At 72.2% G+C, this 21253-nt stretch carries 19 protein-coding genes; 1 reads left to right on the plus strand and 18 read right to left on the minus strand.

The window, feature by feature from the left end; all coding sequences use genetic code 11:
- Positions 1-2: 2 nt before the first annotated feature.
- From def to pyrR, 18 genes are all read right to left on the minus strand, one after another.
- Positions 3-551, minus strand: a complete 549-nt coding sequence (gene def, locus AB0J97_RS21295) for a peptide deformylase (protein WP_357705347.1) — start codon at positions 549-551, stop codon at positions 3-5.
- Positions 552-579: 28 nt separating this feature from the next.
- Positions 580-1935: a hypothetical protein gene (locus tag AB0J97_RS21300; RefSeq protein WP_357705346.1), complete on the minus strand. Its 1356-nt coding sequence runs from the start codon at positions 1933-1935 to the stop codon at positions 580-582.
- 37 nt (positions 1936-1972) lie between these two features.
- Positions 1973-3460 (minus strand): hypothetical protein, encoded by a 1488-nt coding sequence (locus AB0J97_RS21305; protein ID WP_364091200.1) that lies wholly within the window; start codon positions 3458-3460, stop codon positions 1973-1975.
- A 49-nt stretch (positions 3461-3509) separates the two neighbouring features.
- Complete coding sequence (locus tag AB0J97_RS21310; protein WP_364091493.1) at positions 3510-5933, minus strand: primosomal protein N'; 2424 nt, start codon at positions 5931-5933, stop codon at positions 3510-3512.
- A gap of 334 nt (positions 5934-6267) precedes the next feature.
- The gene (gene metK, locus AB0J97_RS21315) at positions 6268-7458 is read right to left on the minus strand and encodes a methionine adenosyltransferase (protein ID WP_357705344.1); all 1191 of its coding nucleotides are present in this window, start codon (positions 7456-7458) and stop codon (positions 6268-6270) included.
- Between the two features lie 128 nt (positions 7459-7586).
- Positions 7587-7910, minus strand: a complete 324-nt coding sequence (locus AB0J97_RS21320) for a hypothetical protein (protein ID WP_352322592.1) — start codon at positions 7908-7910, stop codon at positions 7587-7589.
- A gap of 95 nt (positions 7911-8005) precedes the next feature.
- Positions 8006-9229 (minus strand): bifunctional phosphopantothenoylcysteine decarboxylase/phosphopantothenate--cysteine ligase CoaBC, encoded by a 1224-nt coding sequence (coaBC, locus tag AB0J97_RS21325; protein ID WP_364091206.1) that lies wholly within the window; start codon positions 9227-9229, stop codon positions 8006-8008.
- 8 nt (positions 9230-9237) lie between these two features.
- Positions 9238-9507 (minus strand): DNA-directed RNA polymerase subunit omega, encoded by a 270-nt coding sequence (gene rpoZ / locus AB0J97_RS21330; protein ID WP_043638590.1) that lies wholly within the window; start codon positions 9505-9507, stop codon positions 9238-9240.
- A gap of 5 nt (positions 9508-9512) precedes the next feature.
- The gene (gene gmk / locus AB0J97_RS21335) at positions 9513-10100 is read right to left on the minus strand and encodes a guanylate kinase (RefSeq protein ID WP_364091495.1); all 588 of its coding nucleotides are present in this window, start codon (positions 10098-10100) and stop codon (positions 9513-9515) included.
- 121 nt (positions 10101-10221) lie between these two features.
- Entirely contained in the window at positions 10222-10545 is a 324-nt protein-coding gene (gene mihF / locus AB0J97_RS21340) for an integration host factor, actinobacterial type (RefSeq protein WP_020541698.1), read from the minus strand.
- Positions 10546-10969: 424 nt separating this feature from the next.
- Positions 10970-11668: an orotidine-5'-phosphate decarboxylase gene (gene pyrF, locus AB0J97_RS21345; protein WP_357705341.1), complete on the minus strand. Its 699-nt coding sequence runs from the start codon at positions 11666-11668 to the stop codon at positions 10970-10972.
- Complete coding sequence (locus AB0J97_RS21350) at positions 11665-12642, minus strand: dihydroorotate dehydrogenase (protein ID WP_357705340.1); 978 nt, start codon at positions 12640-12642, stop codon at positions 11665-11667. The genes pyrF and AB0J97_RS21350 overlap by 4 nt, the downstream gene beginning before the upstream one ends.
- On the minus strand, positions 12632-13498 hold the full coding sequence (locus AB0J97_RS21355; protein ID WP_364091497.1) for a dihydroorotate dehydrogenase electron transfer subunit: 867 nt from the start codon (positions 13496-13498) through the stop codon (positions 12632-12634). Before AB0J97_RS21355 ends, AB0J97_RS21350 begins: the two co-directional genes overlap by 11 nt.
- A gap of 22 nt (positions 13499-13520) precedes the next feature.
- Positions 13521-16808 (minus strand): carbamoyl-phosphate synthase large subunit, encoded by a 3288-nt coding sequence (gene carB, locus AB0J97_RS21360; RefSeq protein ID WP_364091211.1) that lies wholly within the window; start codon positions 16806-16808, stop codon positions 13521-13523.
- Positions 16795-17901 carry a glutamine-hydrolyzing carbamoyl-phosphate synthase small subunit gene (gene carA, locus AB0J97_RS21365; protein ID WP_364091214.1) on the minus strand — a complete coding sequence of 369 codons (1107 nt, stop codon included), beginning with the start codon at positions 17899-17901 and terminating at the stop codon, positions 16795-16797. The genes carB and carA overlap by 14 nt, the downstream gene beginning before the upstream one ends.
- Positions 17898-19193 carry a dihydroorotase gene (locus tag AB0J97_RS21370; RefSeq protein ID WP_364091216.1) on the minus strand — a complete coding sequence of 432 codons (1296 nt, stop codon included), beginning with the start codon at positions 19191-19193 and terminating at the stop codon, positions 17898-17900. The genes carA and AB0J97_RS21370 overlap by 4 nt, the downstream gene beginning before the upstream one ends.
- Positions 19194-19260: 67 nt before the next feature.
- The gene (locus AB0J97_RS21375; protein WP_352353188.1) at positions 19261-20178 is read right to left on the minus strand and encodes an aspartate carbamoyltransferase catalytic subunit; all 918 of its coding nucleotides are present in this window, start codon (positions 20176-20178) and stop codon (positions 19261-19263) included.
- Positions 20175-20720: a bifunctional pyr operon transcriptional regulator/uracil phosphoribosyltransferase PyrR gene (gene pyrR, locus AB0J97_RS21380; RefSeq protein WP_357705334.1), complete on the minus strand. Its 546-nt coding sequence runs from the start codon at positions 20718-20720 to the stop codon at positions 20175-20177. The genes AB0J97_RS21375 and pyrR overlap by 4 nt, the downstream gene beginning before the upstream one ends.
- A gap of 225 nt (positions 20721-20945) precedes the next feature.
- Here pyrR and AB0J97_RS21385 point away from each other — a divergent pair, with 225 nt between their 5' ends.
- A complete protein-coding gene (locus tag AB0J97_RS21385) occupies positions 20946-21161 on the plus strand; it encodes a DUF3040 domain-containing protein (RefSeq protein WP_364091220.1) in 216 nt (71 codons plus the stop codon).
- The last annotated feature ends 92 nt before the right edge of the window (positions 21162-21253 follow it).

A 21253-nucleotide genomic window follows, 5' to 3' on the forward strand; every position in this document is an offset into this window, starting at 1 on the left:
CGTCAGAGCGCCCTTCCGCCGGTGGCGTGCGGCGACATCTTGATCACGGGGGCGGACAGGCCGCTCCACTCGGCCTCGCGGATGGCCTTCATGGCCAGCTTGCGCTGCTTGGGGTCCATGCGGTCGATGAACAGGATGCCGTCGAGGTGGTCGGTCTCGTGCTGGAAGCAGCGGGCCATCAGGTCGGTGCCCTCCAGCGTGACCGGCTCGCCGTGCATGTCGAAGCCCTTGGCCACGGCGCGGACGGCGCGCGGCGTCGGGTAGCTCAGGCCGGGGAAGGACAGGCAGCCCTCCTCGCCGTCCTCGTCGAGGTCGGAGGACAGGTCGAGGTCGGGGTTGATGAGGTGGCCGAGCTGGTCGTCGACGTAGTAGGTGAACACCCGCAGGCCGACGCCGATCTGCGGAGCCGCCAGGCCCGCGCCCGGGGCGTCCATCATCGTGTCGGTGAGGTCCTTGACCAGCTTGCGCAGCTCCTTGTCGAAGTCGACGACCGGGGCCGCCGCGGTGCGCAGCACCGGATCTCCGAACAGCCGGATCGACTGGATCGCCAAGGGGCTCACTCCTGTTCTCGAACGTTGATCAGCCCAGTTTACCGGCGGTGGGCCGGCGGCCGGTCGTGCCCAGGGAACGAGCCTTCATCGCGGCCTTGCGCGCCGCCTTGGCCACCGCCCGGTCGTCGTGGGTGCCGGCGAGCATGTCGAGCACGGCCAGCGTGTCGGGATGGCCGACCGCGGGCATCTCGCCGACGAGCTTGATCAGGTCTTCGCCCGGCTCGGGCATGTCGAGGCGGCCGGCGGCCGGGCCCGACAGGTGCATGAGCGCGGCGAGGTTGTCGACCGCGATCCAGGTGTGGTCCTCGGCGCTGAGCGGCGGGGCCTCCAGGTCGCGGATGTGCAGCCAGGAGGCGGCGTAGCGGCGCGTGAGCGGGTGGTCGAGCGCCTGCCGCACGGGCTGCTCGGCCTCCGGGCCGAGCTCCTCCAGGATGGCGCCGACCGCGCCGCGCTGCCCGGCGGTGCCGGAGGCGGCGATCTCGATCAGGTCGCGCGCGGCCGCCTCGGGCGGCCGGCGCTCCAGCCAGCCCGCCACGGCGCTCTGCGTGGCCGTGCCCCTCACCAGCGCCTCGACCAGCTCGGCGGCCGACAGGTCGGCGAAGACCTGCACCTCGGCGGCGGTGGGCGCGTCGTGGCCCTCGCGCAGCAGGTCGCGCCGGACGGCCCACACCCCGAGCGGGGTGAGCGCCGTGCGCCCGGCCTCGGTCTGCTCGACCAGCCCGCAGTACGTCAGCAGCGACACCGCCTCCAGCAGCTCGGCCGGCAGCGCGGCGGCCAGCCTGCGCATCTCGACCTGGCCCGGCGCGCAGGCCACCTCGTGCGACTGCAGGATGCCCCTGGCCAGGTTGCCCACGGCCACGCCCGAGCGCACCGAGTAGATCGTGGCCAGCATCTCGGCCAGGTGGTCGTCGACCACGGCCGAGCCGGTCAGGCCCTCGTCGGCGCGGTCGAGGACGTCCATCACCACGCCGTCCCAGAACTCCAGCGTGGCCTCGACCGTGAGCTGCATCGACAGCGGGCCGCGCGAGGCCCGGCCGCCGAGGATGCGCAGCAGGCCGGTGTTGACCGCGACGATCCAGATCAGCCGCATCCGGGACTCCTGGAGCCCCAGCTCTTCCGCGGCGGCCCTGGCGTCGGACTCTCCCAGCATGCCGTCGGCGCCCACCTCGCGGCTGCCCGTCCAGGCGGTCAGGCGGATGGCGTCGGCGACGAGCGGCACCGCGGGCACCGCCCGGGCCAGCTCGGCGTCGCTCGCCAGCAGGACGGGCGGGAAGGTCAGCGCCTCGTGCTCCACAGAGGTCTCCTCAGGTGGCCGTGGAGGCACGGCGGCCTGCTCATCGATCAGCTTGCGCAGCTCGGCGAGGTCGAAGACGTTGTTTGCCACCCACGAAACTTACTGCACAGCAGTCACAAGGGCGTACTCAACGGATGGCCCGGGAGCGTGCCTTGAACGCCGCCTTGCGCGCCGCCTTGGCCACCGTGTCGTCGGGGATGGAGCGTCCGAGCAGCTCCAGAACCTCGACCACGTCGGGGTGGTCGACCCGCCACATCTCCTCGATGAGGTGGGCCGGCGGACCGGACGCCGCCATGTTCTCGGCGAAGATCTCCGGATCCTCCCGAGCGGCCGGCATCGCCAGGGCGAGCATGTCGACGCTGACCCAGAGCAACTCCTCCTGGGTGAGCGGCGGCGCGCCGAGACCACGTGCGGCCAGCCAGTGTATGACGTGCGGGCGCAGCTCCTGGTCGTCGAGGTGCTCGCGGACCTGTGGCTCGGCCTCCGCGCCCAGCCGGTCGACGATGGTGATCGCGATGCCGCGGGCCACGGCGGGCGCGCCGGAGGCGGCGGTCAGCAGCTCGGCCGCCGCCTCGCCCGCCGCGCGGCCGGACAGCCAGCGGGAGATGTCCTGCTCGGCCAGCTCGGCGGGCAGCCCTTCGAGCAGCCCTTCGATCAGGCCGCGCGCGTCGGCCTCGCCCAGGTCGGGGGCGATCGGGGCGTCGAGGCCGAGCGAGAGGTAGTGCTCGCGCAGCCCCCACACCGCCAGGGGCGTCAGCTCGGCGGCCTCGCCGGTGAGGCGGACCATGCCCCACCCGGCCAGCCGGTCGAGCGCTCCGCCCACGTCGACGCCGCCCTCGCCGGAGACCTCCTCCAGGTAGTCGGCGACGACCTGGAGCGGCACCGGCGCCTGGAGGCGGTAGAGCATGTCGAACAGGTCGTAGAGCCCCTCGTCGAGCTCGGCGTGGCCGGTGATCTCGCCGCCGGTGTCGTCCTCCAGCAGGCGGGCCACGGTCTCGGCCCAGGCGCGCAGCGGCCCGCCGTCGCCCGGGTCGCCCGGGTCGCCCGGGGGCGGGCCGCCGGCCAGCCCCGGAACGGCCCGCAGCGCCTCGGCCAGCTCCTCCTCCGAGGCCAGCCGCACGGCGGGCAGCGGGGTGCAGCCCGGACAGTCGCAGGGCGCCTCGCCCAGGTCGGGCAGCTCCCCGGACGGCACCGGCACCGCCTGTTCGAGCGACTCGGGCCCGATCGAGCTGAACAGGCTCTTGGCCATGCCGAAGTTGGCCGTGTCGGCCAGGGCCTCGGGCATGCGCGGAGCGATCTCGTCGAGCCGCGCGCGCATGCCCGCCACGGTGTCCGGGCCGACATGGCCGGCGTCGCCGAGGTAGTCGACCAGAGTGCGGGCGGCCGCCACGGTCTCGGGCGCGCTCTCGGGCGGCGCGATCACCTTGCGCGGATAGATGGACAGCAGCAGCTCGTCGAAGGTCTCCGGCGTGAAGTCGCTCAGTTCGTCGACGTCGAGGTAGTCGCTGGCGTAGTCGCAGAGCAGGCGGACCTCGTCCGCGTCCACCTCGACTTCCCGCGCGCGCCCCCATGCGCGCAGGTCGTCGATGGCCTGGTTCACCCATTCGATCGACACAGGGGCACGCTAACGGCTGACCAACAGATGAGCGAATCGGGGAAACGGTCTAAATCAGGTCGAGTGGGTCGACACTCACCCTCACGACATCTGGTGTCTTACGCGCCGCACGCACCCCACTGGCCCCCTTGAGCGCGGCCGACAACGCCGCCCCGCCGCCGCGCCGTACCCGGATCATGGCCCGTTCCAGGCCGGACTCGTCCACGGGGACGGGGCCGAGCACCTGGGCGTCGGGCGGGAGGCGTACCTCGTCGAGCATCTGCCGCACGGCACTGGCCGAACCCGTCAGCGTCGCCATCCGCACCGCGGGCGGGAAGCCCAGCTCGGCCCGGTCGCCCAGTTCGCGTTCGGCGTGCGTGATCGGGTCCCACCGCAGCAGCGCCTGGACGGAGGGCAGCCCGGCGTCCCCGAGCACCACCAGCTCGGCGGACGGCCGCAGCAGCGCGGCGGCGTTCATCCACCGGCGCAGCGTCTCCTCCCCCGCCCGCAGGTCGGCCCGGCCCAGCAGCGCCCACCCGTCGAGCAGGACGGCCGCCGCGTAACCGCCCTCGGCCACGGGCTCGGCGCCGGGCGTGGCGACCACCAGGGCGCGGGCGGCGGGCACGCGGGCCAGCACGCCGTCCCGGCCCGAGGTCCGCACCGGCACCGACGGGAAGGCCCGGCCCAGCTCCTCCGCGGTGCGCCTGGCCCCCGTGACGACCGCCCGCAGGCGGGGGCTGCCGCAGGACGGGCATCGCCAGTCGGCGTCGACCCGGCCGCACCAGCGGCAGTAGGGGGCGGCGTGCCCGGCCCTGAGCGCCAGCGGCCCATGGCACAGCGACTCACCGCCGCCGTGCGCCGCGGCCCCTTCCGGCATCCCGGCCATCCCGGCCATCCCGTCGACGGCGGGCGGCAGAGCCCCGGCGCCTGTCCCCGGCACGTGCAGGGGCAGGCCGAGCGGGACCGCCCCGGACGCCGCCGCCGACAGGATGAGCGCCTCCCCGGCGACCGGCAACGGCCCGCCCCGCCCCTCGGCCCCGGCAGGCGCTCCCGCGCCACCCCGGACGGGTGTCGGCGCGGCGGCGGGGGCCGGTGGTGCGGCGAGGTACGGAGCGATCCTGGTGGGCGGCAGGACGCACCGCGCCGGGGCACGGCAGTGGCGGCAGGCCAGCGCCGGCAGGTAACCGCGCCTGGGCACCTGCACCAGCACCGGCCCGCTCTCCAGCCCCTGCCGCAGCGCCCGCCAGGCCAGGCTGGGCAGCCTCGCCTGCCGGGCCGCCTGGTCCTTGGCCAGCTCGGCGTCCTCACCGGCGGGACGCACCCGCGGGGCCACGGTCCTGATCATGGTGCGGGCGGCCACGATCGGCCTGGCCCAGCGCGTCGCGACGAGCTGGGTGGCCTCGGCCGTACGCGCGTAGCCGCCGATCAGCATGGCCGCGCCGGTCCGGTGGGCACGCAGGCCGAGGACCTCCCGGGCGTGGGGGTAGGGGGCCAGGCGTTCGGCGTGCAGGTCGTCGCCGTCGTCCCAGATGGCCACCAGGCCGAGATCGGCCACGGGGGCGAACATGGCGGCCCGCGTGCCCACGACCGCGCGTACCTGGCCTCTGAGGACCTTCAGCCACCGCCTGTAGCGCTCGGCGGGACCCAGGTCGGCCGTGAGCGCCACATGCCTGCCCGGGCCGAGCAGCCGCTCGAACTCGGCGTCCGCCAGCGCGACGTCCTTGCCGTCGGGGACGACGAGGACCGCTCCCCGCCCGCCCTCCAGCGTCGCGAGCACCGCCTCCGCCATGGCCCCGGCCCAGCCCGTGGCGCCGGGCAGCGCCGACCACACGGCGCGTGGGGCGCGACCGTGGCGCAGCGCGTCAAGGAAGGACGGCCCGGTCGGATAGGCGTCCCAGGCGCTCTCACGCCCCTCCCCCGCACGCTCCGAGGCGTCCCCGCGGCCCTCGCCCGCGGAACCGCCGCCCACGACGCCGGGGTCGCCGTCGGCTGCCCGCTGCTCCCCGATGTCACCCGCACCGCCGGGCGTCTCCTCGACGGTGTCCGGCGAGCCGGCCTCGTGGGAGGAGCCAGGAGCCGGGCCGGCGGGGGGCGGGACCTCGGCCTCGGCCTTGGCATGGCGCGGCGGGACGGCCAGGCGGAGCACGTCGGTCAGAGTGCCCGCGTAACGGTCGGCCACGGCGCGGGCCAGACCCGCGATCTCCGGCGTGAGCACCTGCTCGGGAGAGACCACCCGTTCCAGCGGGGTCAGCTTGCCCTCGTGATCGCTCTCGTCCACCCGCTCCAGCAGGAACGCGTCGATCAGCTTGCCCGCGAACCGGACGCGCACCCGCACCCCGGGCCGGGCCGCCTCGTGCATGGCGGCGGGCACCAGGTAGTCGAAGAGACGGTCGAGGTGCGGCAGCGGGCTGTCCACGACCACTCGCGCCACCGGCCGCTCGGGCGCCGCGACCACGGCCCCCTTGGTGTCCTTGGACGACGCCGGTGGCCGCACGGCGTCGAGCGGCAGAAGGGCGTCGTCGGAGTGGGTCACGCACTAACGTCTACCAGACCCCGCGCGCCGCCATCCCCACGCCGGCTCGACCGTGAAGAGGAGCACACGACAACAGGCATGCAGGCAGACCACACCGCAGGACGCCGGACACCCGAGATCCACCAGGACCTGCGACCGAGCCCCCGAAGGCGAACCCGCCCTCAGCGAAGAGACGGACAGCCGAGCAGAACCCGCCTCAGGCCCGCCTCACACCGACCTCAGCCGACGACAAGTGCCGCATCCACGCCCCGATGGGCCGGATACGGCACCTGCGTCGAACAAGAACCGGGAGAGGTCAGAGACCGGCAGCCGTCCGAAGGGCCTCGGCGCGGTCGGTGGACTCCCAGGAGAAGCCCTCACGGCCGAAGTGCCCGTAAGCGGCGGTCTCGGAGTAGATCGGGCGCAGCAGGTCGAGGTCGCGGATGATGGCCGCCGGACGCAGGTCGAAGACGCGCAGCACGGCCGCCTGGATCTGCTCCACCGGCAGCTTCTCGGTGCCGAAGCACTCCACGAACAGGCCCACCGGCTGAGCCTTGCCGATCGCGTACGCGACCTGCACCTCGCACCGGTCGGCCAGCCCCGCCGCGACGACGTTCTTGGCCACCCAGCGCATCGCGTACGCCGCCGAACGGTCGACCTTGGACGGGTCCTTGCCCGAGAACGCGCCACCGCCGTGGCGGGCCATGCCGCCGTAGGTGTCGATGATGATCTTGCGACCGGTCAGGCCGGCGTCGCCCATCGGGCCGCCGATCTCGAAGCGGCCAGTCGGGTTGACCAGCAGCCGGTAGCCCTCGGTCTCGATCTCCAGCCCGTCGAGCACGGGGTCGACCACGTGCTCCTTGATGTCGGGGGCGAGCATCTCCTTGAGGTCGATCTCGGCCGCGTGCTGGGTGGAGACGACCACGGTGTCGAGGCGGACGGGCTTGTCGCCGTCGTACTCGATGGTGACCTGGGTCTTGCCGTCGGGGCGCAGGTAGGGAACCTTGCCGGTCTTGCGGACCTCGGACAGGCGCTGGGCGAGCCGGTGCGCGAGCGTGATCGGCAGCGGCATCAGCTCGGGCGTCTCGCGGCAGGCGTAGCCGAACATCAGGCCCTGGTCGCCGGCGCCCTGGCGGTCGAGCTCGTCGGCGTCGCCGCCGCCCACGCGGTGCTCGTAGGCGTCGTCGACGCCCTGGGCGATGTCGGGCGACTGCGCGCCGATGGACACCGACACGCCGCAGGAGGCGCCGTCGAAGCCCTTGTGGGAGGCGTCGTAGCCGATCTCCAGGATCTTCTCCCGGATGACGCCGGGGATGTCGACGTAGGTCTCGGTCGTGACCTCGCCTGCGACGTGGACCTGGCCGGTAGTGATCAGCGTCTCGACGGCGACCCGGCTCTTGGGGTCGTCCTTGAGCATGGCGTCGAGAATCGCGTCACTGATCTGGTCGGCGATCTTGTCCGGGTGGCCTTCGGTGACCGACTCGGAGGTGAACAGGCGACGTGACAACTCAGTGGCTCCTCATGCAGCGGCTGCTGACGGATGTTGGGCCCGGGACGGAAGTACACGCCAGGGCCTCGCCGAAGTCTAGCCCTACCCGGCGCCCGGTCGCGAAACCGTCCCGTGTCCGTGTCCGGTCACAGGTCGGGGAGGGGATCGGGGGGCAGCGTCTCCGGCGCGAAGACCTCGGCGTCGGCCGCGGACACCACCGCCGCGTACTCCTCGTCGAACTCGAACACGGTGTTGCCGAGCTCGATGAACGGTCCGGGCAGGATCGGCCCGAGCCTGGTGTGCCTCGGATACGTGGCGAACACCGCGACCGGCCGGTCACTCCGGAGGGTCCTGGTGGTGAGCACCGAGACGGACGAATCAGTGACGACGATGAGGAAGTGGCCCGTTCCCGTCGGCCCCACGGACAACGCGGGGAAGACGTAACGGATTCCTCCCTGGTCCTCTAGCAATCTCCTGCAACGATCCCTGACAGCGGAACCCACCGGCATTCCGTCCCCCTTTGCCCCCAAGTATCGGTAGGCGTCCGGGGTGTCGCAACTGGCGATCAGGTAATCGTTCCCGCCGAAATCGGGCGCTGGGACAGGCGGGGCGCGACCAGGTCCCAGACGGCGTCGGCGACGTCCTCCTTGGGGCCGCGCGGCACCTCGACGGGATCGCCGCCGGCGACGAGGACGGTGGCGGCGTTGTCGGGCGTGCCGAACGCCAGCCCCTCCCCCACCTGGTTGACCACCAGCAGGTCGCAGCCCTTCCTGGCGAGCTTGGCCTGCCCGTTGGCGAGCACGTCGTCGGTCTCGGCCGCGAACCCGACGATCACCCGGGGGCCGGTGCCGGACTCGCGGCGCAGCAGGCCCAGCTCGGCCAGGATGTCGGGGTTCTTCGTCAGGTGGATGGGGTCGGGCTCGCCGTCGGTCTTCTTGATCTTCGTGTCGTGCCGGGACGCCGGGCGGAAGTCGGCCACCGCGGCCGCCATGACGACGGCGTCGGCCTTCTCCGAGGCGGCCAGCACCGCCTCGCGCAGCTCGGCCGTGGACCCCACCCGCACCACGGTGGCCCCCGCGGGGTCGGGAAGCGCGACGTTGGCGGCCACGACGGTCACCTCGGCGCCGCGCGCGACCGCCGTACGGGCCAGGGCGTACCCCTGCAACCCGGACGAGCGGTTGCCGATGAAGCGGACCGGGTCGATCGCCTCGCGGGTGCCTCCGGCGGAGATCACCACCTTGTGCCCGGCCAGGTCGCGCGGCCTGCCGCGCAGCACGCGCAGGCAGACCTGGAAGATCTCGGCGGGGTCGGGCAGGCGGCCGGGGCCGGTGTCGGCGCCGGTGAGGCGCCCCACGGCCGGGTCGATCACGACGGCCCCGCGCTCGCGCAGGGTCGCGACGTTGGCGCGGGTGGCCGGATGTTGCCACATCTCGGTGTGCATGGCCGGGGCGAACACGACCGGGCAGCGCGCCGTCAGCAGCGTGTTGGTCAGCAGGTCGTCGGCGAGCCCGTGGGCCGCCTTGGCCAGGGTGTTGGCGGTCGCCGGCGCCACCACGACGAGATCGGCGCGCTGGCCGATGCGGACGTGGGGCACCTCGTGAACGTCGTCCCAGACGTCGGCGGTCACGGGGTTGCCCGACAGGGCGGCCCAGGTGGGCTCGCCCACGAACCGCAGGACTTCGCGGGTCGGCACGACCCGCACCTCGTGACCTGACTCGGTGAACAGCCGCAGCAGCTCACACGCCTTGTACGCGGCGATGCCGCCGCTGACGCCGAGGACGACCTTCATCGAAGGGGTCAGACCGCGCCTTCGATGGGCTCGGCGTTGAGCAGGCCCTCGGAGACCTCGCGCAGCGCGATGGACAGCGGCTTCTCCTGAGCGTGCGTCTCGACCAGCGGCCCGACGTATTCCAGCAGGCCCTCGCCGAGCTGGGAGTAGTAGGCGTTGATCTGGCGGGCGCGCTTGGCGCCCATGATCACCAGGGAGTACTTGCTGTCGACGATGTCGAGCAGCGCGTCGATCGGCGGGTTGGTGATGCCCTCCGCGGCCGGGGTGGTGCCTGCCACGATTGTCAGACCTCTCGGTTGATGGTGGTGGTGACCCCCTGAGGGTCAGTCATCAAGGCTATCAGCCGGTGGCACACTTCATGGACACTCGTGTTCACCAGCGTGAGGTCGAACTCCGACTCGGCCGCCATCTCGACCCGTCCGGCCTGGAGCCGGCGCTCGATGACGTCCTCCGGCTCGGTGCCGCGGCCGCGCAGCCGCTTCTCCAGCTCCTCCCACGTCGGGGGGGCCAGGAAGACCAGCAGGGCGTCCGGCATGGTGCCACGCACCTGCCTGGCGCCTTCCAGGTCGATCTCCAGGACGGTCGGGACGCCCTGGGCGAGCTTGTCCAGCACCGCCTCGCGCGGGGTGCCGTAGCGGTTGCCCGCGAACTCCGCCCACTCCAGCAGCTCGCCGGCCTCGACGAGCCGGTCGAACTCCTCGCCGTCGACGAAGAAGTAGTGGACCCCGTTGACCTCGCCGGGACGGGGCCTCCTGGTGGTCACCGAGACCGACAGCCACACCTCGGGGTGTGCCCGCCGGAGCTCGGCGACGACCGTGGACTTGCCGACGCCCGACGGCCCTGACAGGACCGTCAGCCGCCTCTTGCTCAGGGGGAGGAAGCCGACCTTCGCTCCCGATCCGACTGCCTCGTGGGCCCTTGCTTCGCCGGACCAGGACCTCTCGGTCACTTCCTACCCCCCGTTGAACCTGCGCTTTCTTGTGGAACAGAGATTAGCTCTCGTTGCCACCGAACTCGCGCTCGAGGGAGGCCCTCTGGTTCGCACCGAGACCCCGCACGCGGCGGGACTCGGCGATGGCAAGCCGCTCCATGAGCTGCTTGGCGCGGACCTTGCCCACGCCGGGGAGCGATTCCAACAGTGCCGACACCTTCATCTTGCCGATGACGTCGTCGGTCTGCCCATCCTTGAGCACCTCAGCCAGAGAAACCGCGCCATGCTTGAGCCGGTTCTTGACCTCGGCACGCTCTTTACGGGCCTTGGCAGCCTTCTCAAGGGCTGCGGCGCGCTGCTCAGGGGTCAGGGGAGGAAGAGCCACGCCGGGTCACCTCGAATTTCTGTCGATGTACTCGGACGGGAAGGGAAACTAGCTGGTCATCGCCCCCTAAGCAACGTCAAGAGCGGTTTCTCTCCTCACAAAATCCACTTCATCACTGTCCGTGAGCGTAAAATTACCCACTGCTGATCAAATCGCCCTCACTTCCCGCTTCACGCGAGCGGCCCGGACGGCGTCCCGGAACACGGCGAAGATCGTCCGCGCGTCGGCCGATCATGTCCGAAACCAGGGCCGGACCAGGACCGAAACCCGATTCGGGAAGGGTGCGCGAACGCCCGCCGGATGCATTACGATCTTGTGAGCGAGGGCTGTGCGGACGGTCCGGCGACGCCTGCCGCCATGCCCCGCCCGCGCGCCGGAAGACCGGCCCGGAAACGGCCCGGGCGAACCAGGCCGGGAAACCGGGTCAGGAGGCGGTCGTGCGGCGCAGCGAGGCGGCGATGGCGGCGGCGGCCGCTCCCGGGTCCGCCGAGCCGGTGATCGGGCGGCCGATCACGAGCAGGTCGGCGCCGTCGGCCAGCGCCTGCTCGGGGGTCGCCACGCGTACCTGGTCCTGCACGTCGGCCCCCTGAGGGCGCACGCCGGGCGTGATGAGGGTGATGCCGGGCCCCACCTCGGCCCGCACCGCCGCGACCTCGTGGGGCGAGCACACCAGCGCCGTGGCGCCGGCCTCGACCGACAGGGCCGCCAGGCGGCGCACGGCCTCGTCCGCGGGCCCGGCCAGGCCGATGCGGTCGAGGTCGGACTCGTTCAGCGAGGTGAGGATCGTCACAGCGGCGATCTTGGTCTGCGGCGCGGACTCGACCGCGGCCCGGATCATGGCCGCGCCGCCGGCCGCGTGCACGGTCAGGATGGCCGGGCGCAGGCGGGAGACGGCCTTGGCGGCGCCCGCGACGGTGTTGGGGATGTCGTGCAGCTTGAGGTCGAGGAAGATCTGCACGCCGCTGGCGCCGCGTACGGAGGCGATCACGTCGGGGCCGTAGCGCAGGTAGAGCTCCAGGCCCACCTTGATGGTGCTGACGTGCGGCGTCACCAGGCTCGCCCACCGGGCGGCGGTCTCCAGGTCGGGGGCGTCGAGGGCGACGGCGATGGGTGCGGGCGTCAAGGGGAGATCTCCTCGGAGTCGGCCAGAAGGTGCCGGGGAGCGCTCCCCGGCGGTCGGTGGGCCAGGCCGACGGCGTCGGCGAGGCGTTGGAAGCCGCGGGCCCGCAGCAGGTCCTCAAGCTCGCGCTCGATGCGCAGGCACGCGTAGGGGTCGTGGAACAGGGCGGTGCCCACCCCGACGAGGCAGGCGCCCGCCAGGATGAGCTGGAAGGCGTCCCTGCCGGTCATCACGCCGCCCATGCCGATCAGCGGCACCCCGGGCAGGGCCGCGTGCACCTGCCACACGCAGCGGACGGCCAGGGGCAGGATGGCGGGCCCCGACAGCCCTCCGGTGACGGCGGCCAGCGAGGGGCGCAGCGCCTCGGTGTCGATGGCCATGCCGAGCGGGTTGTTGATCATGGACAGCGCGTCCGCGCCGGCGTCCACGCAGGCGCGGGCGACGGAGACGATGTCGGCCACGTCGGGCGCGAGCTTGGCCACCACGGGGACGTCGTAGCGCATGATGGAGCGCACCGAGGCGATCACCTCGGCCGCGGCGCTGCCCTCACGCGCGAAGACACGCCCTCGGTCCTCCATGTTCGGGCAAGAAAGGTTGACCTCCAGAGCGGTCACCCCGGGCGCGTCGGCGAGCCTGCGGGCCAGCTCGGAGTACTCGGCGACAGTGCCGCCGCCGATCGAGACGATGGTCTTGATGCCGCGCTGGGCCAGCCAGGGCAGCTCGCGCTCCAGGTACGCCTCGATGCCCGGCCCCTGGAGCCCGACGGCGTTGAGCATGCCTGAGGGCGTCTCGGCCATGCGCGGCGTCGGACGGCCCGCGCGCGGGGCCATGGTGACGGACCGGGTGGTCAGCGCGCCGAGCCGGTGGAGGTCGAAGAACTGGGCGAGCTCCTGGCCCGAGCCCGCGCAGCCGGCGGCCGTGGTGATCGGGTTCCCCAGCTCCACGTGCGCCAGAAATGTACGCATATCAACTGACATGTCGTGCACCGCCTCCGGGGGCGCCGAGCGCGTCGAACGGGATCGTTCCCACGTCCTCGAACCGCACCCGCTCCCCCCGGAACACCGGCCCCTCCGCGCAGGCGCGGACCATCCTGGTCGCGCCGTCGTCGCCGATGACCGGGATGACGCACGTCATGCACACGCCGATGCCGCAGGCCATCGACTCCTCGACGGCCACCTGCACCGGGATGTCGAACTCCATCGCCACCGCCGTCACCGCCCGCAGCGCCGGCATGGGCGCGCAGGCGTAGACGGCGTCGGCCCGGGTGTCGGCGATCACCGAGGGCAGCGCGTCGGTGACCTTGCCGCGCAGGCCGAGCGAGCCGTCCTCGGTGGTCAGGGTCGTCGTCTCGGCGATGCGGCGGGCCCGCATGGCGCCGAAGACGCGGTCGGCCCCGGCGCCGCCGAGCACGAAGTCGACCCGGCAGCCGCGCGCCAGCAGCGCGTCGGCCAGCGGGAACAGCACGGCCGAGCCGTACTCGGCGCCGACCAGCACGCAGTTGACCGGGTCGCGCGGCAGCGGGAACGGCCTCCCGAGCGGCCCGACCAGGTCCAGCGTGTCGCGGGCGCGCCGCTCGGCCAGCCAGGACGTGCCCGGCCCGGCGGCGGTGAAGACGAGCTCGACCGTGCCGCCGTAGTCGGACTTGACGTCATGGATGGACAGCGCGCGGCGCGTCACCATCGACGTGTGGGGCCCGCCGACCGCCACGGAGACGAAGTGGCCGGGGCGGTAACGCTCGGCGATGCCGGGCGCCACCACCGTCAGCGCATGGTAGGCGTCGACCCGGCGCGTCGTCAGCACCGTGCCCGTCACCTGCACAGGTGTGCCGGCCAGTCGTCTTCACCTCCCGCGCGGGTCAGCCGCGTAGTGCCTGTGCGTGCTCCTGGAGTGAACGCACCCCGACGTCGCCGCGGACGATCGCCTGGATCCCGGCCGCCGCGGCGGCCAGCCCGGCGACGGTGGTGATGCACGGGATGCCGCGCAGCACCGCCGCGGTGCGGATCTCGTAGCCGTCCAGGCGCGGCCCGGACTGGCCCGGGCTGCCGAACGGCGTGTTGACGATCAGGTCCACCTCGCCGTCGAGAATCGCCTGCACGCTCGTAGGCTCACCTCCGGGCCCGGTCCCCTCGCTGTGCTTTCGCACGATCTTGGCATGGACACCGTTGCGGCGCAGCACCTCGGCCGTGCCCTCGGTGGCGAGGATCTCGAAGCCGAGGTCGGCCAGTGCCTTCACAGGGAAGATCATCGCACGCTTGTCCCTGTTGGCCACGGACACGAACGCGCGTCCCTTGGTCGGGAGTTCCCCATAAGCGCCCGCCTGGGACTTGGCGTACGCCACGCCGAAGAACGCGTCGATGCCCATGACCTCGCCCGTGGAGCGCATCTCGGGCCCGAGCACGATGTCGACGCCCCGGAAGCGGTTGAAGGGCAGCACGGCCTCCTTGACCGCGATGGACGCCTCCATCGGCAGCGTGCCGCCGTCGCCGGTGGCCGGCAGCATGCCCTCCGCGCGCAGCGAGGCGATCGAGGAGCCGAGCATCACCCGGGCCGCCGCCTTGGCCAGCGGCGTGGCCGTGGCCTTGGACACGAACGGCACGGTACGGCTCGCCCGCGGGTTGGCCTCCAGGACGTACAGGACGCCGGCGGACATGGCGTACTGGACGTTCAGGAGCCCGCGCACGCCCACCCCGGCGGCGATGGCCTCGGTGGCGGCGCGGATGCGCTTGACGTCGTGGCTGCCGAGCGTCAGCGGCGGCAGCGCGCAGGCCGAGTCGCCGGAGTGGATGCCGGCCTCCTCGATGTGCTCCATGACGCCGCCGAGGAACAGCTCCTCGCCGTCGTAGAGCGCGTCCACGTCGATCTCGATGGCCTCGTCGAGGAACTTGTCCACCAGGACCGGGTGGCCGCCCTCCTGGGCCGCCATGTACGTCGTCAGCGTTCTGTCGTCGTAGACGATGGCCATGCCGGCCCCGCCGAGCACGTACGAGGGCCGCACCAGCACCGGGTAGCCGATCTCGCCGGCGATCTCCAGCGCCTCCGGCACCGTCAGCGCGGTGCCGTGCTTGGGCGCGGGCAGGCCGGCCTCGGCCAGCACCCGCCCGAACGCGCCGCGCTCCTCGGCCAGGTGGATCGACTCGGGCGAGGTGCCGACCACGGGCACGCCGGCGTCCTTGAGCGCCTGCGCCAGGCCGAGCGGCGTCTGCCCGCCGAGCTGCACGATCACGCCCACGACCGGGCCGGTCTGCTGCTCGGCGTGCACCACCTCCAGGACGTCCTCCAGCGTCAGCGGCTCGAAGTAGAGCCGGTCGGAGGTGTCGTAGTCGGTGGAGACGGTCTCGGGGTTGCAGTTGACCATGACGGTCTCGAACCCGGCCCGCGACAGCTCGAACGAGGCGTGCACGCACGCGTAGTCGAACTCGATGCCCTGCCCGATGCGGTTGGGCCCGGAGCCGAGGATGATGACCTTCTCCCGCTCGCCGTAGGGGACCTCGGTCTCCTCGTCGTAGGTGGAGTACAGGTACGGCGTCCTGGCGGCGAACTCGGCGGCGCAGGTGTCGACGGTGTTGTAGACCGGCCGCACGCCGAGCGCGTGGCGCAGCCCGCGCACGTGGGCCTCCTCGACGCCGCGGATCTCGGCGATCTGCGCGTCGGAGAAGCCGTGGTGCTTGGCGCGGGTCAGCGCGCCGGCGGTGAGCTCGGGCGCGGCGGCGATCTCCTGGGCCTCCTCCTCCAGCAGCAGGAGCTGGTCGAGGAACCAGGGGTCGACGCTGGTGGCCTCGAACAGCTCGGCCGCGGTCGCGCCCGCCCGCACGGCCTGCTGCATCGTGCGCAGCCGTCCGTCGTGCGGGGTGCGGCAGGCCGCCAGCAGCTCGTCCTTGTCCTGGACGGGCCCCGCCCAGGTGAAGGCGGAGTCCTTCTTCTCCAGCGAGCGCAGCGCCTTCTGCAGCGCCTCGGTGAAGGAGCGGCCGATGGCCATGGCCTCGCCCACGGACTTCATGTGCGTGGTCAGCGTGCGGTCGGCCCCGCGGAACTTCTCGAAGGCGAAGCGCGGCACCTTGACCACGATGTAGTCGAGCGTCGGCTCGAAGGAGGCCGGGGTCTCCTTGGTGATGTCGTTGGGGATCTCGTCGAGGGTGTAGCCGATGGCCAGCTTGGCGGCGATCTTGGCGATCGGGAAGCCGGTGGCCTTGGAGGCCAGGGCGCTGGAGCGGGAGACGCGCGGGTTCATCTCGATGACGATCATGCGCCCGGTGCGCGGGTCGACGGCGAACTGGATGTTGCAGCCGCCGGTGTCGACGCCGACCTCGCGGATGACCGCGATGGCGACGTCACGCATGTTCTGGTACTCGCGGTCGGTCAGGGTCAGCGCGGGCGCGACGGTGACGCTGTCGCCGGTGTGCACGCCCATCGGGTCGATGTTCTCGATGGAGCAGACGATGACGACGTTGTCCGCCTTGTCGCGCATGACCTCCAGCTCGTACTCCTTCCAGCCGAGGATCGACTCCTCCAGGAGCACCTCGGTGGTCGGCGAGGCGTCGAGGCCGGCGCCGGCGATGCGGCGCAGGTCGTCCTCGCCGTAGGCGAAGCCGGAGCCGACGCCGCCCATGGTGAAGCTGGGCCGTACGACCAGCGGGTAGCCCAGCTCGCCGGCGGCGGCCAGGCAGTCCTGCATCGTGTGGCAGATGACCGATTTGGCCGACTCGGCGTTGAGCCCGTGCTCGCGCGCGACCTTGGCGACGATCTCCTTGAACTTCTCGCGGTTCTCGCCCGCCTGGATCGCGTCGAAGTCGGCGCCGATCAGCTCGACCTCGTACTTCTCCAGCACGCCCGACTCGTGCAGGGCGACCGCGGTGTTCAGCGCGGTCTGGCCGCCCAGGGTGGGCAGCAGCGCGTCGGGGCGCTCCTTGGCGATGATCTTCTCGACGTACTCGGGGGTGATCGGCTCGACGTACGTGGCGTCGGCGAACTCCGGGTCCGTCATGATCGTGGCCGGGTTGCTGTTGACCAGGATGACGCGGAAGCCCTCGGCCCGCAGCACCCGGCAGGCCTGGGTGCCCGAGTAGTCGAACTCGCACGCCTGGCCGATCACGATCGGCCCGGAGCCGATCACCAGGACCGACCGGATGTCCTCACGCTTGGGCACGGCTCATGACCTCACAGAACTCGTCGAAGAGATAAGCGGCGTCGTGCGGACCCGCGGCGGCCTCGGGGTGGTACTGGACGCTGAAGGCCCGCCCGTCGAGCAGGCGCAGGCCCTCCACACAGCGGTCGTTGAGGTTGACGTGGCTGACCTCGGCCGGACCGTACGGGGTCTCGAACGCCTCGCCGATCGGCGCCTCGACCGCGAACCCGTGGTTGTGGGCCGAGATCTCGACCTTGCCCGTGCGCACGTCCTGGACCGGCTGGTTGACGCCGCGGTGGCCGTAGCGCAGCTTGTACGTGGACAGGCCGAGCGCGCGGCCGAAGAGCTGGTTGCCGAAGCAGATGCCGAAGAACGGCACCCTGGCCGCGAGGACACTCTGGAGGGCCGACACGTCGGCGGTGGCGGGGTCGCCGGGGCCGTTGGAGAAGAACACGCCGTCGGGCTCGACCGCCATGATCTGCTCGTACGTGGCCGTGGCGGGCAGCACGTGCACCTCGCAGCCGCGCTCGGCCATGCGGTGCGGGGTCATGCCCTTGATGCCCAGGTCGACGGCGGCGACGGTGAAGCGCCTGGCGCCGACGGCGGGCACGACGTAGGGCTCGGCCGTGGCCACTTCGGCGGCCAGGTCGGCGCCCTCCATGGCGGGCGAGTTCCGCACCCGCTCGACGAGCTCGTCGACGGTCGCGGAGGGGTCCGAGAAGATGCCGGCCCGCATCGCGCCGCGCTCGCGCAGGTGGCGGGTCAGGGCGCGGGTGCCGGTGATGGCGATGCCGACGACGCCCTGCTGCTTGAGGTAGTCGTCGAGCGAGCGGTCGGCCCGCCAGTTGGAGACGATCCTGGACGGCTCGCGCACGACGTACCCGGCGACCCAGACGCGGCCCGACTCGGGGTCCTCGTCGTTGACGCCGGTGTTGCCGATGTGCGGGGCCGTCATGGCGACGATCTGCCGGTGGTAGGAGGGGTCGGTGAGGGTCTCCTGGTAGCCGGTCATGCCGGTGTTGAAGACCATCTCGCCGAACGTCTCGCCTTCGGCGCCGTAAGAGGTTCCGTGGAAGACGCGGCCGTCTTCCAGGACGAGCACCGCGGTGTTCAAACCAGCTTCCCTTCGAGAACGGTCGGCGTGCCGCGCAGGAACGTGGCGACCACCCGGCCGGGCAACGTCATCCCCTCGTACGGGGTGTTCCTGCTCTTGGAGGCGTAGGCGGAGGGGTCCACCTCGGTGCGGGCCGACGGGTCGTACAGCGTGATGTTGGCCGGCGCGCCCGGCTCCAGCGGCCTGCCGTGGCCGGACAGGCGGCCGATGCGGGCGGGGGTGAGCGACATGCGCTCGGCGACCCCGGCCCAGTCGAGCAGCCCGGTCTCGACCATGGCCTCCTGGACGACGCTCAGCGCCGTCTCCAGGCCGATCATGCCCATGGCCGCGGCCGGCCACTCGGTCTCCTTGTCCTCGACCGGGTGGGGGGCGTGGTCGGTGGCGACGACGTCGATGGTGCCGTCGGCCAGCGCGGCGCGCAGCGCCTGGACGTCGGCGTGCGTGCGCAGCGGCGGGTTGACCTTGTAGATCGGGTTGTAGGCGCCGACCGGGGACTCCTCGACGAGGTCGTCGGTGAGGAGCAGGTGGTGAGGGGTGACCTCGGCGGTGATGTTCCAGCCCTTGGACTTGGCCCAGCGGATGATCTCGACCGAGCCGGCGGTGGAGACGTGGCAGACGTGCAGGCGGGAGCCGACGTGCGCGGCCAGCAGGCAGTCGCGGGCGATGACCGCCTCCTCGGCCACGGCCGGCCAGCCGGTCAGGCCGAGCCTGCCGGAGACGACGCCCTCGTTCATCTGGGCGCCCTCGGTGAGCCTGGGCTCCTGGGCGTGCTGGGCGACGACGCCGTCGAACGCCTTGACGTACTCCAGGGCGCGGCGCATCAGCACGGCGTCGCTGACGCACTTGCCGTCGTCGGAGAAGACCCGGACGCGGGCGGCGGAGTCGGCCATCGCGCCGAGCTCGGCGAGCTGCCTGCCCTCCAGGCCGACGGTGACGGCGCCGACCGGCTGCACGTCGCAGTGGCCGAACTCGCGGCCGAGCCGCCAGACCTGCTCGACCACGCCGGCGGTGTCGGCGACGGGCGAGGTGTTGGCCATGGCGTGCACGGCGGTGTAGCCTCCGCGCGCCGCGGACTGGGTGCCGGTCTGGACGGTCTCGGCGTCCTCGCGGCCGGGCTCGCGCAGGTGGGTGTGCAGGTCGACCAGGCCGGGCAGCGCGATCGCGCCGCGGCCCTCGACGGTCTCGCCGCCGGGACCGGCGTCGAGGCCGGCGCCGATCTCGGCGATGCGCCCGTCGGCGATCCGGATGTCCACCGGCTCCCCGCCGAGGATCCGGACATTTTTGATGATCATCGTGCCTCCTTCGTCGGCACGACGATCATCATGATGCTGTGCCTCCTGGTTCGTTCGCTCCGCTCACTCACTGGATCTCTCCCCCGAGCAGCAGGTACAGGACGGCCATGCGGATGGTCACGCCGTTGGCGACCTGCTCCACGATGGTGGAGCGCGGCGAGTCGGCCACCTCGGCGGCGATCTCCATGCCCCGGTTCATCGGCCCGGGGTGCATGACGATGGCCTCGTCCGGCATCTTGGCGAAGCGGTCGCGGTCGAGGCCGTAGCGGCGGGAGTACTCGCGCTCGCTGGGGAAGTAGGCGGCGTTCATCCGCTCCTTCTGCACCCGCAGCATCATGACCGCGTCGGACTTGGGCAGCACGGCGTCGAAGTCGTAGGACACCTCGCACGGCCAGGTGCCGACCGAGACGGGCAGCAGCGTGGGCGGCGCGACGAGGGTGACCTCGGCGCCGAGCGTGTTGAGCAGCAGCACGTTGGAGCGGGCGACCCGGCTGTGCAGGACGTCGCCGACGATGGTGACCCGGCGCCCGTCGAGCCCGCCGAGGCGGCGGCGCATGGAGAAGGCGTCGAGCAGCGCCTGCGTGGGGTGCTCGTGGGTGCCGTCGCCGGCGTTGACGACGCTGCCGCGCACCCAGCCGGCCAGCCGGTGCGGCGCGCCGGAGGAGCCGTGGCGGATGACGACGGCGTCGGCGCCCATGGCCTCCAGGGTGAGCGCGGTGTCCTTGAGCGACTCGCCCTTGGACACGCTCGACCCCTTGGCCGAGAAGTTGATGACGTCGGCCGAGAGCCGCTTGGCCGCCGCCTCGAAGGAGATGCGGGTGCGCGTGGAGTCCTCGAAGAACAGGTTGACCACCGTGCGGCCGCGCAGCGTGGGCAGCTTCTTGATGGACCGTTCCGAGACCCTGGCCAGCTCCTCGGCGGTGTCGAGGATGAGCAGCGCGTCGTCCTTGGTGAGGTCGCCCGCCGAGATGAGATGCCGGTTCATCTGTCGTCCTCCTTCATGAGCAGGACGGCGTCGCGGCCGTCGATCTCGGAGAGGTAGACCTTGACCTTCTCGCTCTTGGCGGTGGGCAGGTTCTTGCCCACGTAGTCGGCGCGGATCGGCAGCTCGCGGTGGCCGCGGTCGACCAGCGTGGCGAGCTGCACGGCGGTGGGACGGCCGAGGTCGTTGAGCGCGTCGAGCGCGGCGCGGACGGTGCGGCCGGAGTAGAGCACGTCGTCGACGAGGACGACCACCTTGCCGTCGATGCCGTCGGGCGGCAGCTCGGTGCGCCCGAGCGGGCGGACGGGACCGCTGCGCAGGTCGTCGCGGTACATCGTGATGTCGATCGAGCCGACGGGGATCTTGAGCCCTTCGAACTGCTCCACTCGGTCGCCGAGCCTGCGGGCGAGCGTGGCGCCGCGGGTCGGGATGCCGAGGAGGACGACGTCACCGGCGCCTTTGGTGCGTTCGAGGATCTCGTGCGCGATACGGGTCAGCGCCCGGTGGATGTCCGGGCCTTCAAGCACGGCCCTGGAATCGGACATGGAGGATCTCACCACCTTTCCCGCCTCACGGGACGGGTCTTAAAAGGGTGTTGGTCGGGACACACAGTACCAGGCACTACCTGGTACAACGCGAGCACCCCGCCCTGCCCTCCGGGTGCGGCGGGCCCTCCTGACCGGCCGTTCGTCCCGCCACACCAGCGAATTTGGCAATTGCCGACATACAGGTATAAAACCTCCTCTAAGTCTTCTCGGGGGAGGTTTCACATGGCGTTGTCGGCACGCGAGCAGTCGGTGCTCAAGGCCATCGCCCGGCAGGTCCGGCAGGAGGACCCCGAGCTGTTCGCGGCCATGTCCCGGCACGGCGCCCCCGCGTCGCTGGCCTGGCCGCTGGCGCTGATGGCGCTGTGCCTGGCGGTCTTCGCCGTCGTGCTGCTGCTGTCGGGCTCGCCCGACACCCTGCCGCACCCCGCGATCAGGTAAAACCCCCGCCACCCCCGTGTCGGCGTCCTTCGCGTAGGGCACGTCCCCGAGGGCCGTACGCGTTCGGCGGCGGCTCTTCCTGGGGACTCGCG

This window comes from Nonomuraea sp. NPDC049607, from assembly GCF_040675375.1.
In the GTDB taxonomy this organism is placed as follows: domain Bacteria; phylum Actinomycetota; class Actinomycetes; order Streptosporangiales; family Streptosporangiaceae; genus Nonomuraea.

Excerpts from the sequence above, each read along its gene's own strand:
- coaBC (WP_364091206.1), bottom strand. The coding sequence starts at position 9,229 with ATGAAGGTCGTCCTCGGCGTCAGCGGCGGCATCGCCGCGTACAAGGCG.
- pyrR (WP_357705334.1), bottom strand. The coding sequence starts at position 20,720 with ATGTCCGATTCCAGGGCCGTGCTTGAAGGCCCGGACATCCACCGGGCG.
- AB0J97_RS21350 (WP_357705340.1), bottom strand. The coding sequence starts at position 12,642 with ATGTCAGTTGATATGCGTACATTTCTGGCGCACGTGGAGCTGGGGAAC.
- AB0J97_RS21385 (WP_364091220.1), top strand. The coding sequence starts at position 20,946 with ATGGCGTTGTCGGCACGCGAGCAGTCGGTGCTCAAGGCCATCGCCCGG.
- AB0J97_RS21375 (WP_352353188.1), bottom strand. The coding sequence starts at position 20,178 with ATGAACCGGCATCTCATCTCGGCGGGCGACCTCACCAAGGACGACGCG.
- AB0J97_RS21370 (WP_364091216.1), bottom strand. The coding sequence starts at position 19,193 with ATGATCATCAAAAATGTCCGGATCCTCGGCGGGGAGCCGGTGGACATC.